Source organism: Streptomyces sp. SPB074 (assembly GCF_000154905.1).
Lineage (GTDB): Bacteria > Actinomycetota > Actinomycetes > Streptomycetales > Streptomycetaceae > Streptomyces.
In genome coordinates, this window is the sequence record NZ_GG770539.1 from 3,820,040 (window position 1) to 3,835,357 (window position 15,318).

Consider the following 15,318-nt stretch of genomic DNA (forward strand, 5'->3'; position numbering starts at 1 on the left):
CCCTTCCGCGTGCGCGGCGCGGCGCGCGTGCTACTCGGCGGACGTGTCGCCGCTCGGTGTGGAGGAGGCGTCGGTGTCGGGCGAGGAGCTGCCGCTCGCCGGTTCGCCGGAGGCGCCGGAGCCGGGGGACTCCGAGGAGGACGCGGACGGGGAGCCCGGGGCGGACTCGCTCGCGGACGCGCTCGCGCGGGGCGTCTGGCTCGGGCCCCAGCCCTTGAAGTAGTGGTTCGCGGGCAGGACGAACGCCTTGAGCTTGACGGTGCCCGTCTCGCTGAACCCGAAGGTGACCTCCTGGACGTCGCCGTCCCTGAGGGCCTCGCGCCCGCTGGGCAGCTTCGCCGAGGCGTTGCCCTTGCCGCCGATGACGATCTTGCCGTGCGCGGGCACGGAGAGCGAGCCGGAGCCCTTGGCGGGCTTGAGGTCGGCCTGTTCGCCGCCGAGGCGGAGCGAGTCGAGGGTCTGCGCCTTGGCGCTGTTGTTGAAGACGGTCGCGAGGATCGCCGCGGGGCCGCTCGCGTCGCGCTTCGGCTGGGTGACGACGGTGACGTTCTGGACCTTGACGTCGCCGACCGAGGTGGCGGCGTTGTCGGGCTTCACTTCCAGCGTCTGGGCGTTGTTACCGGCGCCGCAGGCGGCGAGCGTGGCGATCGAGAACGCGAGGGCGGAGGCGGCGAGGGCGCCGCGTCGAAGGCTGCTGCTCACGGCGGCGGCTACTCCTTGAACGAGGACTTGAAGGGTGCACGGAACGGAACGGGCGCGGACGCCCCGAGCACGCACGGACAGCGGTAAAGCCGGCCTAAACGGGGTGTCAGCGCGCTCAGGTTACCGAGCCGTCCGCACGCCGCCGCACCCGACCCGCCCTTGGGGGCGGATGGCGGTGCGGCGGGTCGCGGGCGGCGGGCCCCGCCACCGGCACGCGTACGAGGGACCGTCACGCTCGGCGTTAACCCCCGCTGAATTTCTCCCGTGATTCTCCCGTGATCAGGGAAAACAACTCTTGGTCCGCGGGCCGGGCGAGGTGCGGAGTGCGCTGCGGCGAGGGCGAAGATCATATTGCCCCGCGTGCGCGGAGGTGTGATTTTCCGTCACTCCGGAAGATCGCCTTCCGGGGCGGCGCGACGGTCCCCCGGGGAATTTCGGATTTGCACGAAACATCTTCCGTTCCCCGAACGGAGTAGCGAAAGACACGGCCGGCGGTGCGGACAAATCGGGACGTATGACCCCTCGGTGGGGTCTCGTGATGCGTGTAACTTACGCGTTTCTCTTTGTGCGGACAGCCGCTCCGACCTGCGAATACCTGCTCCCGGAGATCTCCGGATGCACGTTTCCGGCACCGTTGTCAAGCCCCGAGATATGCCCTGACCTGCGAAAACGCCATCCAAAGGGCCGCGTTCTCGTGTTACCCTGGATAGCCACGGAAGGGGTACCTGTCACATGACGTTCAAGGTTGGCGACACCGTGGTCTATCCCCATCACGGGGCCGCGCTGATCGAGGCAATCGAAACTCGCCAGATCAAAGGTGTGGACAAGACCTACTTGGTGCTCAAGGTCGCCCAGGGCGACTTGACGGTGCGTGTACCGGCGGACAATGCGGAGTTCGTGGGTGTGCGCGATGTGGTCGGTCAGGACGGGCTGGACCGGGTCTTCGAGGTGCTCCGCGCACCCTACGCCGAGGAGCCCACGAACTGGTCGCGTCGCTACAAGGCGAACCTGGAGAAGCTCGCCTCCGGTGATGTCATCAAGGTCGCGGAGGTGGTCCGCGACCTGTGGCGCCGGGAGCGCGAGCGCGGTCTCTCCGCCGGCGAGAAGCGGATGCTCGCCAAGGCCCGCCAGATCCTCGTGAGCGAACTGGCGCTCGCCGAGAACACCAACGAGGACAAGGCCGAGGCGCTGCTCGACGAGGTACTCGCCTCCTGAGCCGCAGCCTGGACACCTGTGCCGTGGTGCCCGTGGACCCCTGCCGGGGTGCCGGGCACCACGGCATACGTGTCTGTGGCACACATGTCGGTGGCGGGACCCGCGCCCGCGGCGCCGGGGCCCGCTCCGGTCACCCGGCTTCCGCACTTCGCTCCCCCCTCGTACCCCTCCCCGCGTGACATACGGCACGCTGTTGCCGTGCGGTGCGCGTCGGCCGGGGCGACCTGACCGGTACGTCACGGAAGGGACCGGTCTGGGCGCATCGCCCGGCACGGTGTGGGCCTACCCACCCCGCCCGCGCACACAAACCTGTCTCCCGTATGCCCTGAGAGCCGAACGGAAGCGATGACTGAGCAAGCCAGCCCGGCGCGGGACGCCGCGGCCCCACCGTCCCCCACTGTCCCGGTCCGTACCGCCGCCGTCATCCCCGCCGCCGGGCGCGGGGTGCGTCTCGGGCCCGGCGCCCCGAAGGCGCTGCGCGCGCTGAGCGGCACGCCGATGCTCGTGCACGCGGTGCGCGCGATGGCGCGCAGCCGGGCGGTCTCGCTGGTCGTCGTCGTCGCCCCGGCGGACGAGGTCGTCGCCGTGCGCGCGCTGCTCCAGGACCACGCGCTGCCCGAGCGCACGGACTTCCGTGTGGTCGCGGGCGGCGAGACCCGCCAGGAGTCGGTACGCGCCGGGCTCGACGCCCTGCCGGAGGACGTGACCACGGTCCTGGTGCACGACGCGGCGCGCCCGCTGGTCCCCGCCGACACGGTGGACGCGGTCGTCGAGGCCGTGCACGCGGGGGCGCCCGCGGTCGTTCCGGCGCTGCCGCTCGCGGACACCGTCAAGGAGGTGGACCCGCGCCCGGCCGGTGAGCCGGAGCCGGTCGTGGCGACCCCGGTCCGGGCCCGGCTGCGCGCGGTCCAGACGCCGCAGGGCTTCGACCGTGCGACGCTGCGCCGCGCGCACGAGGAGGTCGCCCTGTCGGGCGAGGGCGCGACGGACGACGCGGGCATGTGCGAGGCGCTGGGGCTGCCGGTGGTGGTGGTCCCCGGTCACGCGGAGGCGTTCAAGGTGACCCGGCCGCTGGACCTGGTGCTCGCGGAGGCGGTCCTGGCGCGCAGGAGGGCGAACGATGCCTTCTGACGCGATCCCCCGGGTGGGCATCGGGACGGACGTCCACGCCTTCGAGGCGGGCCGGGAGCTGTGGTGCGCGGGCCTGCGCTGGGAGGGCGACGGGCTGGCCGGCCACTCGGACGGGGACGTCGCGGCCCACGCGGCCTGCGACGCCCTCTTCTCGGCGGCGGGCATCGGCGACCTGGGCGCCCACTTCGGCACGGACCGCCCCGAGTGGGCGGGAGCGGCGGGCGTACGGCTCCTGGGCGAGGCGGCGCGCCTGGTGCGCGAGGCGGGCTTCGAGATCGGCAACGTCTCGATCCAGGTGATCGGCGTCCGCCCGAAGATCGGCAAGCGCCGCGCGGAGGCCCAGCGGGTCCTGTCGGAGGCGGTCGGGGCACCGGTCTCGGTCTCCGGAACCACAACGGACGGACTGGGCCTCACCGGCCGCGCGGAGGGCCTGGCGGGACTGGCGACGGCGGTGGTGTGGGCGGTGGGGTGAGGGCGCGGGCGGGGCGAGGGGCAGGGGGAATCCGAGCGGGGCGGCCCGGCGCGTTTACCGCGGCAAACGGGACGGCCCCGCGTACCCGCGAGGCCGTCCCGTTCTCAGCCGCCCCCACCCGTGCCCGCGTTCACTGCGGGACATGAACGGTTCCCCCGGTCGTGGACTCCGCTACGGACGAAGGCACCGCCCTCCGGAGTCGCGGCCGCTCCCCGCCTCCAGCTCGGCCCACACCCGCTTCCCCGGCGGAGTGACTGCGGTCCCCGCCGCGCGGGCCAGAGCCCCGACGAGGAAGAGGCCGCGCCCGGACTCGTCGTACGCCCCACCCGCCTCCCGGCGTGAGGTCACCTCCCCGCTCTCGTCCGCGACGGAGACCCGTACGCGCGCGGCGCTCAGCCGGTCCACGCTCACGCGGATCTCGTCACCCCGTGCGTGCGGCATCGCGTTCGTCGCCGGCTCGGAGACGAGGAGCGCCGCGTCGTCCGTGAGCTGGGAGAGGCCCCACACCGCGAGCGCCAGGGTCACGAGGCGTCGCGCCTGCCCGACAGCCTCTGGTGTGCGCGGCAGCCTCTCGCTGTACGAGGGCTGCCCGACAGCGGCCACTTCGATGCGAGACGGACGCCTCCGAGGGGGAGGCGAAGTGGACTCCTGGGCGTGGCTCATGACCGAAGTGCCCTCCTTGTGTGCTCGGTTGGGGTATGCGCGACGGTAGAAATCCCGTACCGGCACAAGAAGTGACCGCCGGTACCGGTATCCGGCCGTGAACGGGGCGTGATGGGCGGGAAGCCGCGGGAAACCCGTACTCGGAGTACGAGCGGGGACGCGCGACGTCGATCGGGGATCGTCTCCGGGCACGTTCTGCGGATGATCCGGGAGCAGAACGGACGCACGAGGGACGAGCTGGCAGAACTGCTGGAGGTCTCGCTCGACACCGTCGCGGGATGGGAAAGCGGCCGACGCCCGCTGACCTCCGTACCCGTGGCACATCTGCTGGCGTTCCGGCACCGGATGCAGGCTGCCGGGGCCTCGGCGCAGCTCCTGGAAGCCCTGGGACGTGCGCTGGAAGCCGACGTCTTGTTGTCGGCGGCGCTCGGCCCCGCGCACATCGACGGCCCGAACCCCCTCGGCAGCATGGTGCTCCGAAGGGAACTCGTCGAACTGCCGGCCTGGCCGCTCGGCGGGCCTGTTCCGGAAACGCTGAGCGGTTTGCCCGCTCCGGTCAAAGCCCGCCGTGGCCCCGTCCCGGCCTCCCCCGAGCTGTCCGCCACGGATCGGTCACGTTTCTTCCCGCGGATGCGCGAGACTGCCGAGCGGGCGCGAGGGCGCCGCGCCTTCCTCCTCCGGCGGCAAGCCCTGTACCTGTCCGGCTATGACAGGGCCCCTGACACCATCGCCCGGCTTGCCGATCAGCGGCGCGCGGAGCGGCCGCAGGACTGGCTCGGCCTCTGGCTCAACGGCCGCTCGCTCGCCACGGTCGGTGCGCGACACGGGGATCGGGACCGCATGACGTACTTCATCGATACGGCGCTCGCGGACGATCGGGGGGAGGCGGCGAACCTCAACTACTGGGCGTACTGGATCGGTGAGACGTGGACCACCGAGCTGTCCGACGACTTCATCGCCTCGCCCGTCTCTCGCAGCTGGCTGGGCGAGAAGCTGCTCGGACATCTGGCGCAGGGGTTCGCGCCGGGGCACGTCTTCATGGATCTCAAAGTGCACAGCGTGTGGACACTGCTGCGGGCGCGCCCCGACCTGCTCCGCAGCGGGGCGGCCGGACGAGTCCTGCGGGGCAGGGCCGCGATGCTGCTGGACGAGGAAGACCTTCCAGCGGGCGTGAAGCGGGAGCTGGAGGGGATCGTGTACGCGATGAGGCTCGCGGCAGGCTGAGGAGGGAGCGGCGGCGGTGCTGGGACGGCGGCGGGGGAGCCCCGCGCGTGCGGGGAGGGGGCCGGGTCTCGCGCTGAGGGAGGAGCGGGCCAGGTTTCCCGCGTGCGCGGGAAGTGAGCCTGTGTCTCTGCGATCTGGCCGTACTGTCGTGCCTGTTTCCCGCGCCTGCGGGGGTGTGCCTCAAGCGAAGTGGCGCCTCCGCGACAACTGCCGCCGCTCCCCGCGCGTGCGGGGATGAGCCCAGCGCTCGCGCTGCCTTCGAGGGAAGGCGAGGACTTGGCCCCTGCGTGGCGGCCCACCGAGCCGGATCATCTTCGAGGTGCGCTGAGCGCCGGGGCCATGACTCCGAGAGGAACCAAAGTGCGCACTGAAGACCTCACTCCCCTCGCTCATCTCGCCTTCGAGGCCGGGACCCTGAAGAACGCCCGCCGCACCGGGTGGTGGATGGCGGGGGTGCGGGACCCTGAGTCCGTCGCGGAGCACTCGTGGCGTACGGCGCTGCTCGCCTCCGTGCTCGCCGCCATGGAGGGGGCCGATCCGGCGCGAGCCGCGCTGCTCGCCGTGTGGCACGACTCGCAGGAGTCGCGGACCGGCGACGTGAACTATCTCGGCCGGAAGTACGCGGACCGGGCCGACCCGGAGGCCGTCACGGCGGACCAGGTGGCGGGGCTGCCGGAAGCGGTGGCCGAGAGCGTGCGGGGTGTGGTCGCGGAGTTCGAAGGGCAGGGATCGGCGGAGGCTGTGTGCGCCAGGGATGCCGACAAGCTGGAGTGCCTCGTGCAGGGCGTCGAGTACCGAGCGCGGGGCTACGCGGACGCGCAACGGTGGATCGACAACTCGTACGGGCGCCTCACGACTGCCTCGGGGCGAGCGCTCGCCGACGCGGTGCTGCGGACGGGGTCGCTGGACTGGTTGCGGGAGGCGGTGGGGGAGGGGTGAGGGAAAGTCGTAATCGCCGGAGGCGGTGCTTCTTGCGGAAACCCCACCGGGCGATAGCCAAACTCGCTGGTCAACGAGACCGCTCCCCGCGCGTGCGGGGATGGCCCCGTCAGCGTCCGCAACCGCTGAGAGGACCCGCCCCGCTCCCCGCGCGTGCGGGGATGGCCCCACCCACCACGAGCACGCGACGGGAAATCGGGCCCGCTCCCCGCGCGTGCGGGGATGGCCCCTCCGGCGGCAGTACCTCGGCATCCGCCCCGTCCCGCTCCCCGCGCGTGCGGGGATGGCCCCTTCTTCGCGACCTTGCCCTCCCTCGCGTACCACCGCTCCCCGCGCGTGCGGGGATGGCCCGGTATAGCTCCGCCCTTGTGGGCGCCGTAGGGTCCGCTCCCCGCGCGTGCGGGGATGCCCCCCCCGGGGCGCCCCGTCGAGGTGCACCCTGATGCCTGCCCCCCCCCGGCGGGGCCCCGGCCCCTCTCCCCAATAGCCCTGGTTCACCCGGCCGCCCGCAACATTCCTGTTTCCTCACACCGCGCCCGGTCCCACGGGCGCCGCACACCACGGGGGAACCATGATCGAGGCCGTCGGTGTCGGGGGGCAGGTGTCCTTCGACGGGCAGTACGTGACCATCACTCGCAGGGGCTTCCTCGCGCGCGCCACGGTCGGCAAGGGGGAGAAGCGGATTCCGCTCTCGCAGATCTCCGCCATCCAGTGGAAGCGCCCCGGGCCGCTCGTCAACGGGTTCATCCAGTTCACCGTGCCCGGCGGCGTCGAGGCGCGGTCCAGCTTCGGCAGCCAGACGTCGAGCGCCTCGCGCGACGAGAACAGCGTCACGTTCGACAAGAAGCGCATTCCCGAGTTCGAAGCACTCCGCGAGGCCGTCGAGGGTGCCATCGCCGCCCTGCGGCAGCCCGCGCCCCAGGCCCAGCCCACTCTCTCCCCCGCCGACGAGCTGGCCAAGCTCGGGGCGCTGCTGCGGGACGGGCTGCTCACGCGGGAGGAGTTCGATGCGCAGAAGGCGCGGCTCCTCGCGGGCTGAGCGCGCACCGGCCCGGCAGTCTCGTACGGGTACGCCGCCGGGCCCCGCCCCCGCCGCCCCGCGCCCGTACCCCCGGCCGCCCCGTACACGTACGCCGCCCGGTCCCAGCACCGCCCCGCGCCGACTACCCTGGACCCCGTGACTATTCGGCTGTACGACACCCGCGCCCGGCAGATCCGTGACTTCTTCCCGCTCGTGCCGGGCTGTGTCTCGATCTACCTCTGTGGCGCGACCGTGCAGGGCGTCCCGCACATCGGGCACATCCGCTCCGGGCTCGATTTCGACATCATGCAGCGGTGGTTCGCCTACCGCGGCTACGAGGTCACTTTCGTGCGGAACGTGACCGATATCGACGACAAGATCATCAAGAAGTCCGCCGAGCAGGACCGCCCCTGGTGGGCGATCGGGTACGAGAACGAGCGTGCCTTCAACGCCGCGTACGACGCCCTCGGCTGCCTGCCGCCCACGTACGAGCCCCGCGCGACCGGGCACATCACCGAGATGATCGAGATGATGCGCACCTTGATCGCGCGCGGTCACGCGTACGAGTCCGGGGGAAACGTGTACTTCGACGTGCGCTCGTTCCCCGACTACCTGGAGCTGTCGCACCAGGAGCTGGACAACCTGCTCCAGCCCTCCGGCGAGGGCGAGAGCGGCAAGCGGGACGCGCGGGACTTCGCGATGTGGAAGGCCGCGAAGCCGGGCGAGCCGAGCTGGGAGACGCCGTGGGGGCGGGGCCGCCCCGGCTGGCACCTGGAGTGCTCGGCCATGGCGCACAAGTACCTCGGCACCGCGTTCGACGTGCACGGTGGCGGCCTCGACCTGATCTTCCCGCACCACGAGAACGAGATCGCTCAGTCCAGGGCGTACGGCGACGAGTTCGCCAAGTACTGGGTCCACAACGCGTGGGTCACCATGAGCGGCGAGAAGATGGCGAAGTCTCTCGGGAACTCCGTCCTCGTGAGCGAGATGGTGCAGCGCTGGCGCCCGATCGTCCTGCGCTACTACCTCGCGACCCCGCACTACCGCTCGATGATCGAGTACAGCGAGGAGGCCGTGGCGGAGGCCGAGTCCGCCTTCGGCCGCATCGAGGGCTTCGTGCAGCGCGTCACCGAGCTGAACGGGGGCGAGGTCGCGCCCGCCGCCGAGGTGCCGCCCGCCTTCGCCGAGGCGATGGACGACGACCTCGGCGTGCCGCAGGCCGTCGCCGTCGTGCACACGACCGTGCGGCAGGGCAACAGCGCGCTCGGGGCCGACGACAAGGAAGCGGCGGTCGCGCGGCTCGCGGAGGTACGGGCCATGCTCGGCGTCCTCGGCCTCGACCCGCAGAGCCCCCAGTGGGCGGCGGTGGGCGGCGAGCAGGCCGAGGACCTGCACGGTGTCGTGGACACGCTCGTCCGGCTGGTCCTCAGGCAGCGCGAGGACGCGCGCGCCCGCAAGGACTGGCCCGCCGCCGACGCGATCCGCGACCAGCTCGCGCAGTCCGGGCTCGCGATCGAGGACAGTCCGCAGGGACCGCGCTGGACGCTCGGCTCCCGTTGATCCGGGGCGCCGGGCCCGCGATTCGGGGCGGGCCCGGCACCTTACGTACCCTGGTCGGTGCGTCCCTCGTACCCACGGGCGCGTACCGACCGGGGAACCCCAGCAGAAACAGGTAGAACGATGGCCGCGAACAACCGACGCATGTCCGGCAAGAAGGGCGCGCAGATCGGCAGCGGCGGCAAGCGCCGGCGCGGCCTCGAAGGCAAGGGCCCGACGCCGCCCGCCGAGGCGCGCAAGGGACACGTGAAGAACCGCCTCGCCAACGCGAAGGCGAAGCAGACGCAGCGCCGCACCACCGCCGCCAAGGGGCGCGGCAGGTCGAGCAGCGAGCTGGTCGTGGGCCGCAACCCGGTCTTCGAGGCGCTGCGCGACGGCGTCCCGGCGACCGCGCTGTACGTGCAGCAGTTCATCGACAACGACGAGCGCGTGCGCGACGCCCTCAAGCTCGCGGCCGACCGCGGCGGCATCCACCTCATGGAGGCCCCGCGCCCCGAGCTGGACCGCATGACGAACGGCCTCAACCACCAGGGGCTCGTGCTCCAGGTCCCGCCGTACGAGTACGCGCACCCCGAGGACCTTCCGGCGGCGGCGTACGACGAGGGCGGCGAGCCGCTGATCGTCGCGCTCGACGGCGTCACGGACCCGCGCAACCTCGGCGCGATCGTCCGCTCCGTCTCGGCCTTCGGCGGCCACGGCGTCGTCGTCCCCGAGCGCCGCGCGGCCGGGATGACGGCCGGCGCGTGGAAGTCCTCGGCGGGCACGGCGGCGCGCACGCCGGTCGCGCGCGTCACCAACCTGACGCGCGCCCTGGAGGCGTACAAGAAGGCCGGGATCACGGTCGTCGGCCTCGCGGCGGACGGCGAGCACACGGTGGGCGAACTCGCGGCGCTCGACGGCCCCGTCGTGATCGTCATCGGCTCCGAGGGCAAGGGCCTCTCCCGCCTCGTCGGCGAGACCTGCGACTACCGCGTCTCCATCCCGATGCCGGGCGGAGCGGAATCCCTCAACGCGGGCGTGGCGGCGGGCATCGTGATGTACGAGGCGGCCTCGCGCCGGGCGCGGCGGTAACAGAGGAAGAAGCGGTACGGCTTCGCCGGCCCGCGAAGGGACGGTCGCGGGCCGGGGCAGGTGATCCGGAAGCGGGGCGTCTGCGTGCGGGGGCGGAGACGCCCCCGCGGGGGATCGATCGCCCGCCGCCGCCCTTCTCCTGTGGGCGAGTTGTCCGGGACGCGCTGCGACGCGCCCCGGACATTCACTTATCCGGGGGAGCCTCCTCTCCAGCGTTATCACTTTCCGTCGCCACCGTGTCACACTGGGTGGCGGCTGGCGGTGAAACGGACGGAGTGCTCATGCGCAGGTCACTGGTGGCGGTTGCCGCCGCAACTCTCTTCGCGGCAGGGGCGGGCAGTGCTGTCGCCGCTTCGTGGCACTCGCTCGGTGTGCTCAAGTCATCCGGGGTCCAGTTCCTGGACGGGCAGTACACCTTCTACCCGAAGGGCAGCAACCACGGTGGCTTCGGCTTCAAGGGCAGCCTGAAGGACGCCGACAACGGCGATGGGCACAACGTGTACGTCCAGGCCAAGGTCGAGGGCTACAGCTGGAACCGTTTCAGGGGAAAGCAGCGCGGGACCGTTCACATGAACAAGGTGGTGTACGACGGAGCGGCGTTGTACGTGAGTGACGCGTGGATTCGCGTGTGCCGGGACCGTGGTTCCCTCCGCCCGGACAATTGCAGCCCCACCAAGCACTACAAGGGCCCCCGTCAGGACTAGCGGATCGAACCGGAGAGGCGGATTGCCGTGCCTGGATGGGTACTTCGGGCCGAGGGGGTCGATGTCGCGTACGGCGGGCAGCGTGCGGTGCGCGGGGCGACGCTCGGGCTCGTGGCGGGTGAGACCGTCGCGGTGACGGGGAGCAGCGGGAGCGGGAAGTCCTCGTTGCTCCACTGCCTGGCGGGGATCGTGCCCGTCGCGGCGGGCACGATCCGCTTCGGTGAGCGGGACTACGCGGCGCTGGGCGACGAGGAGTTGTCGGCTCTGCGCCGCGAACGTTTTGGCTACGTCTTCCAGCACGGTGAGCTGCTGCCCGAGCTCACCGTCGAGGAGAACGCCGCGCTGCCCCTGCGGCTCGCGGGTCAGCGCAAGGGCGCCGCCCACGCGGCGGCGGCCACCGTTCTGGGGCGGCTCGGTCTGGACGGGCTGCGCGGGCGGCGCGTCGCGCAGCTCTCCGGAGGGCAGGCCCAACGCGTCGCGGTGGCACGTGCCTTGGTGCACCGTCCGGCGGTCGTCTTCGCCGACGAGCCGACGGGCGCTCTCGACTCGGCCAACGCGAAGGCCGTGCTCGACGAGTTCCTCTCGCTGGCGAGGGACGCGGGTACGGCGGTGCTGCTCGTGACGCACGACGAGGGTGTCGCCGCCCTCGCCGACCGCCGCTGCCACATGCACGACGGGCGACTGCGCGACCTCTCGGCCGTACCGGCCCCCGCGCCCCCCACCGATCCGGCGGCGGGCGCTCCGTGAGGACGCTCACGCTGGGACTTCTCCTCGCGGTACGCGGTGACCGCGCCGCCCGGGTCCGTTTCCTCCTCATGGCCTTCGGTTGCGCCGTCGGCGTGGCGTGCCTCGCCGCCGTGCTCTGCATCCCCACGATCGTCGCCGCCCACGACGCGCGGGCGGCGCTGCGCGACACCGTCCCGGCACGGGGGACCGACGCCCAGCACATGGACGGACTGCCCCTGTCCATGGAGCTCAGTGATCCCTTCGGCAGCCGCCCTGTCATTCGCGTGTTCGTCGCGCGCTCCGGAACGGGCGAGGGCCCGACGCCTCCGGGAGTGAAACGCCTGCCGGGCCCCGGTGAAGTGCTCGTGTCGCCCGCCCTGCGCTCCTTGCTGACGGAGGCACCAGGGCTCAAGGGCGGGCTTCCCGGGAGGATCACGGGCACGATCGGTTCCGCGGGCCTCACCGGCCCCGACGAGCTGTACGCGTACGTCGGCCGCACTCCGCAGCAGCTCGCCCACACCAGCGCTGAGAAGGTCCTGCGCTACGGCGGTAGGAACGCTCCGCGTGACACGGTCGATGGGCAGACGCTCGACATCCTGCGCTTCACCTTGTGCTGCCTGGTCCTGCTCCCGCTGTTCGTCTACCTCTCGGTGTGTGTGCGGCTCTCCGCCGAGCCGCGTGCCCGGCGGCTCGCCGCCCTGCGGCTGCTCGGGCTGAGCGCGCGCGACACCGTGCGCGTGAGCGCCGTGGAGAGCGTGTGCGCCGCCTCGCTCGGCGCCGTCATGGGTCTTGGCCTGTACCTCGTGGGCAACGCGGTGGTCGCGGGGACGGGCTGGGCCGGTCTCGCCTGGTACCCGGCGGACGGACTGCCCAGCGCCTCGACGCTCGTGGCCTGCTTGCTCGGCTGCCCGGCCCTCGCCCATGTCGCCGGGTGGCGGCACGCGCGCGAAGCCGCACTGCGTCCGCTGTCGGTGCGCCGGCGGGAGCACGAGCGGAGGCCCCGCTCCTGGCTCGCGGCGCTCCTCGTGCTGCCCGGCCTCGGCGTCGTCACCGCCTACTGCGTTCTCGGCCTCGTCGGCAAGGCCCCCGGACCGAGCGCGGCCACCTCGTTCCTCGTACCGGCCGGGGCACTGCTGACCGGCGCCGGCCTGATCCTGGCCCTGCCACCGGCGACGGCCTGGCTCGCCCGCCGCGTCGCGGAGCGTACCCAGCGCGTCTCGCTCACCCTGGCCATGCGCCACCACGAGGCCCACCCCGGCATGGCACTGCGCGTCGTGAGCGGCCTGGTCCTCCTCGTGTACGCCGCCTCGCTCACGCAAGGCGTGCTCATCGAGATGGACCAGGTGAGCCGCCGGGACGCGCCGAACCAGGAGTACAGCGTCCCGTACGACCGGTTGTCGGCTCCACAGCTGCGGCGGATGAAACAGGTGCGGGGCGTTGACGGGCACGCCGTGTCAGGGAACTTCACCGACAGGGAGGAAGGCGTACTCGTCGCCACGTGCGCGCAGCTCTCGATGTTCGTCATCCCCGGCAGCATGAAGGGCTGCGTGGACGGCGAGATCCTCGCGATCCACGACCCCGACGTTCCCCTGGACCCCAAGCAACTCGCCGGTACGCGCCACACTCTGCGCCTCCGTGACGGGACGGGAGGCCCAGCGGGCGGGAGGCTGCTCACGGTCCCGCGGCGCGTGGTCACCGTCAGCGTGGCCCAGCCCTCCGCCGTCAGCGGCGCCTTCGTGCTGGTCCCTCCGTCCGCCCTCCCGGCCGGCACCCATCCGGCGGGCGCCGGACTGCTGCTGAGCAGTGCGTCCGGCCCGGAGACGGTCCGCGCCGTGCTCGACGGCCTCGCGGCCGTCTCCCCGACCACGGAGATCACCCCGCAAGGCATCGTCATCGAGTCCCTGCACCAGCTCTCCGTGATCAAGGGCCTGCTGAGCACGGGCATGGTGCTGGGACTGGGGGTCGGCGTCGCAGCCTTCCTCGTCTCGACGGCCGATCACGCGATGAGCCGCCGTACGAGAACCGCCGCCCTCACCCTCCTCGGCATCCGCCCCGGCACCCTGCGGGCGGCGCAGAGCGCCCAAGTGGTCCTGCCCCTCGCGTTCGGCCTCGTCGCCGCCCTCTGCACCGGGAAGCTCGCCGAGTCCAGCTACCTCGTGACCGGCGGCGGAACCATCTTCTGGGACACCGCGGGCATTCCTCTTCTCCTGGTCAGCACACTGGCCGTCCTCGCGGTCGCCACCGTCGCCTGCCTCCCTCTGGCCCGCCGCCACCTGGACCCCGAGGCGCTGCGCAAGGACTGATCGGCGCGAGGGTCCGTCCGCGCGGTGGCCCGGGGGCAGCCGGGTGCGGTACGTGAGGGGAAGCGCCGGGCCGCAGCGGACGAAGAGGTCGCCGCGCAGGCGGTGCGGCGAGTCGCCGCGCTCCTCGAACTGAATTACGCCGAGGCCCGGTTCGGGAGCGTGGACGGCATCTACCGGAGCGGGGCCGGGCGGGACATCCTCCGGGAGCCGGTTCTTCTGTTTCCCGATGAGGAGAAGGGGCGCTCACCTGTCGCGGGCTGAGCGGCGGACGGGCCGGCGTCTCGTCGGGGTTTGACCGGGGGCGGACAGATCGTGGGCGTCAAGGCAGTGTCCAAAGCGGGCGTCACTCGGTTAGATGAGTGTGGACACAAGAACACCCCGCAATCCCACCGGGGGAACCTCGACGGGATTCGACGAACCCCCCTTGCTGGCCATGGTCAAGGTGGCCAGTGATCCGGCGCAGGTGATCGTCAATCACGCGAGTTTCCGTGTGCAGCTTCCCTCCACCGCTCGGGCCTCCTCGCGGGTGGCCGCCGCCCGGGGCGCCGTCCCGCGCCGCGATCCCGTCGTGGGGACGGGGGGCGCGCGGCGCAAACCCGTCGTGTGGAACGGCAGTTCCGGGCCCGGGGACACGGCGGCGACCGGGCTCCTCGAAGCCGTGCGGACGACCGGTATCCGGCACGGCGAGGCGCCGCGCGACACCGGGGACACCGGTGAGCTGACGCAGGCGATGCCCGCCTACGGGGCGGACGACGCGCTGGTCGAGACGCGGGCCCTCGCCGCCGCCGGCGCTCCGGGCGCCCCGCTGCTGCCCCGGATGCGCGGCTCCGGGAACGCCTTCGAGGAGGACGGCGGCCGGTACGGGGGCGTGCCGACGGGCGAACTCCCGCTCGTCGAGGGCCGGCCCCGCACGGGCAGCCGCAAGGACAACGCGCGGCACGGCTACTACCCGGGCCGCCGTCTGAACCTCGGCGTCGTCCTCCTGCCGCTGCGCGTCTTCCTCGGGCTCATCTCCGTCTACGCGGGCATGGGCAAGCTGTGCGACCCCGTCTACTTCGACGGCGGCGAGCGCGGCTCCATGGTGAAGTGGCTGACGTCGCTGCACCCCTGGGCGCTCGCCGAACCGCTGCGCGACTTCGCGCTCTCGCACCCCGTCGGCGCCGGGCTCTCGATCGCGTTCCTCCAGGTCATCGCCGGGGTGCTCACCGTGCTCGGGCTGTGGCAGCGGCTCGCCGCCGTGACCGGCGTCGGGCTCTCGGCGGCGCTGCTCGTGACGGTGAGCTGGAAGACCGTCCCCGCCTACGACGCGCCGGACTTCATCTACCTCGCCGCCTGGAGCCCGCTCGTCATCGCGGGCGCCCCCGTCTACTCCGTCGACGCGCGGCTTGCCTCCGGCGCCTGGCGCGCCCTCGGCCCGCGCGCCACGCTCGCGGCGCTGCGCGGCCGCGTACTGCGCCGCGGTTCCGTCCTCGCCTTCGTCGTGATCGGCTGCACGCTCCTCATCGGCGCGATGCTCGGCGCCGCGGTACGGGACGCCGACCGCATCACCGCCCCCGGCCCCGGCGAGCGGCCCCGCAACGAGCTGCCCGG

General features: G+C 72.5%; 14 protein-coding genes and 1 pseudogene. 13 read left to right on the forward strand and 2 right to left on the reverse strand.

Annotated features, from left to right (window positions below; translation table 11 throughout):
* Window positions 1-30: 30 nt before the first annotated feature.
* Window positions 31-702, reverse strand: a complete 672-nt coding sequence (locus tag SSBG_RS33255) for a hypothetical protein (protein ID WP_008747111.1) — start codon at window positions 700-702, stop codon at window positions 31-33.
* Window positions 703-1,434: 732 nt separating this feature from the next.
* On the opposite strand from SSBG_RS33255, the gene SSBG_RS15880 reads away from it, so the two are divergent.
* The 3 genes from SSBG_RS15880 to ispF all read left to right on the forward strand — a co-directional run bounded on the left by SSBG_RS15880 (window position 1,435) and on the right by ispF (window position 3,520).
* Complete coding sequence (locus tag SSBG_RS15880) at window positions 1,435-1,917, forward strand: CarD family transcriptional regulator (protein ID WP_003953493.1); 483 nt, start codon at window positions 1,435-1,437, stop codon at window positions 1,915-1,917.
* Window positions 1,918-2,262: 345 nt separating this feature from the next.
* A complete protein-coding gene (gene ispD / locus SSBG_RS15885; RefSeq protein ID WP_037869900.1) occupies window positions 2,263-3,048 on the forward strand; it encodes a 2-C-methyl-D-erythritol 4-phosphate cytidylyltransferase in 786 nt (261 codons plus the stop codon).
* Entirely contained in the window at window positions 3,038-3,520 is a 483-nt protein-coding gene (ispF, locus tag SSBG_RS15890) for a 2-C-methyl-D-erythritol 2,4-cyclodiphosphate synthase (protein WP_037869901.1), read from the forward strand. The genes ispD and ispF overlap by 11 nt, the downstream gene beginning before the upstream one ends.
* Window positions 3,521-3,691: 171 nt before the next feature.
* On the opposite strand, the gene SSBG_RS15895 is transcribed toward ispF, so the two are convergent.
* Complete coding sequence (locus SSBG_RS15895; RefSeq protein ID WP_008747112.1) at window positions 3,692-4,183, reverse strand: ATP-binding protein; 492 nt, start codon at window positions 4,181-4,183, stop codon at window positions 3,692-3,694.
* A gap of 108 nt (window positions 4,184-4,291) precedes the next feature.
* On the opposite strand from SSBG_RS15895, the gene SSBG_RS15900 reads away from it, so the two are divergent.
* From SSBG_RS15900 to SSBG_RS15945, 10 genes and pseudogenes are all read left to right on the forward strand, one after another.
* Window positions 4,292-5,407, forward strand: a complete 1,116-nt coding sequence (locus tag SSBG_RS15900; RefSeq protein WP_008747113.1) for a helix-turn-helix transcriptional regulator — start codon at window positions 4,292-4,294, stop codon at window positions 5,405-5,407.
* Between the two features lie 339 nt (window positions 5,408-5,746).
* A complete protein-coding gene (locus tag SSBG_RS15905) occupies window positions 5,747-6,346 on the forward strand; it encodes an HD domain-containing protein (RefSeq protein WP_008747114.1) in 600 nt (199 codons plus the stop codon).
* A gap of 571 nt (window positions 6,347-6,917) precedes the next feature.
* Window positions 6,918-7,385 carry a DUF4429 domain-containing protein gene (locus SSBG_RS15910; protein ID WP_008747115.1) on the forward strand — a complete coding sequence of 156 codons (468 nt, stop codon included), beginning with the start codon at window positions 6,918-6,920 and terminating at the stop codon, window positions 7,383-7,385.
* A gap of 138 nt (window positions 7,386-7,523) precedes the next feature.
* Window positions 7,524-8,927: a cysteine--tRNA ligase gene (gene cysS / locus SSBG_RS15915; protein ID WP_008747116.1), complete on the forward strand. Its 1,404-nt coding sequence runs from the start codon at window positions 7,524-7,526 to the stop codon at window positions 8,925-8,927.
* A gap of 120 nt (window positions 8,928-9,047) precedes the next feature.
* Window positions 9,048-9,995, forward strand: a complete 948-nt coding sequence (gene rlmB / locus SSBG_RS15920) for a 23S rRNA (guanosine(2251)-2'-O)-methyltransferase RlmB (protein WP_008747117.1) — start codon at window positions 9,048-9,050, stop codon at window positions 9,993-9,995.
* Between the two features lie 281 nt (window positions 9,996-10,276).
* Window positions 10,277-10,699, forward strand: a complete 423-nt coding sequence (locus SSBG_RS15925) for a hypothetical protein (RefSeq protein WP_234010551.1) — start codon at window positions 10,277-10,279, stop codon at window positions 10,697-10,699.
* A 27-nt stretch (window positions 10,700-10,726) separates the two neighbouring features.
* Entirely contained in the window at window positions 10,727-11,446 is a 720-nt protein-coding gene (locus SSBG_RS15930; protein ID WP_008747119.1) for an ABC transporter ATP-binding protein, read from the forward strand.
* On the forward strand, window positions 11,443-13,728 hold the full coding sequence (locus tag SSBG_RS15935) for a hypothetical protein (RefSeq protein ID WP_037869903.1): 2,286 nt from the start codon (window positions 11,443-11,445) through the stop codon (window positions 13,726-13,728). The genes SSBG_RS15930 and SSBG_RS15935 overlap by 4 nt, the downstream gene beginning before the upstream one ends.
* A gap of 99 nt (window positions 13,729-13,827) precedes the next feature.
* Window positions 13,828-13,989: pseudogene (locus tag SSBG_RS34790) on the forward strand (adenylyl cyclase); the annotation flags it as partial.
* A gap of 94 nt (window positions 13,990-14,083) precedes the next feature.
* The coding region (locus SSBG_RS15945; protein WP_008747122.1) for a DoxX family protein at window positions 14,084-15,318 on the forward strand (1,235 nt) is incomplete at its 3' end.

What these genes read in the sequence shown, in the direction of transcription:
- ispD (WP_037869900.1), top strand. Translation starts at nt 2,263, where the DNA reads ATGACTGAGCAAGCCAGCCCGGCGCGGGACGCCGCGGCCCCACCGTCC.
- SSBG_RS15905 (WP_008747114.1), top strand. Translation starts at nt 5,747, where the DNA reads ATGACTCCGAGAGGAACCAAAGTGCGCACTGAAGACCTCACTCCCCTC.
- SSBG_RS15910 (WP_008747115.1), top strand. Translation starts at nt 6,918, where the DNA reads ATGATCGAGGCCGTCGGTGTCGGGGGGCAGGTGTCCTTCGACGGGCAG.
- ispF (WP_037869901.1), top strand. Translation starts at nt 3,038, where the DNA reads ATGCCTTCTGACGCGATCCCCCGGGTGGGCATCGGGACGGACGTCCAC.
- rlmB (WP_008747117.1), top strand. Translation starts at nt 9,048, where the DNA reads ATGGCCGCGAACAACCGACGCATGTCCGGCAAGAAGGGCGCGCAGATC.
- SSBG_RS15880 (WP_003953493.1), top strand. Translation starts at nt 1,435, where the DNA reads ATGACGTTCAAGGTTGGCGACACCGTGGTCTATCCCCATCACGGGGCC.
- SSBG_RS15925 (WP_234010551.1), top strand. Translation starts at nt 10,277, where the DNA reads ATGCGCAGGTCACTGGTGGCGGTTGCCGCCGCAACTCTCTTCGCGGCA.
- SSBG_RS15895 (WP_008747112.1), bottom strand. Translation starts at nt 4,183, where the DNA reads ATGAGCCACGCCCAGGAGTCCACTTCGCCTCCCCCTCGGAGGCGTCCG.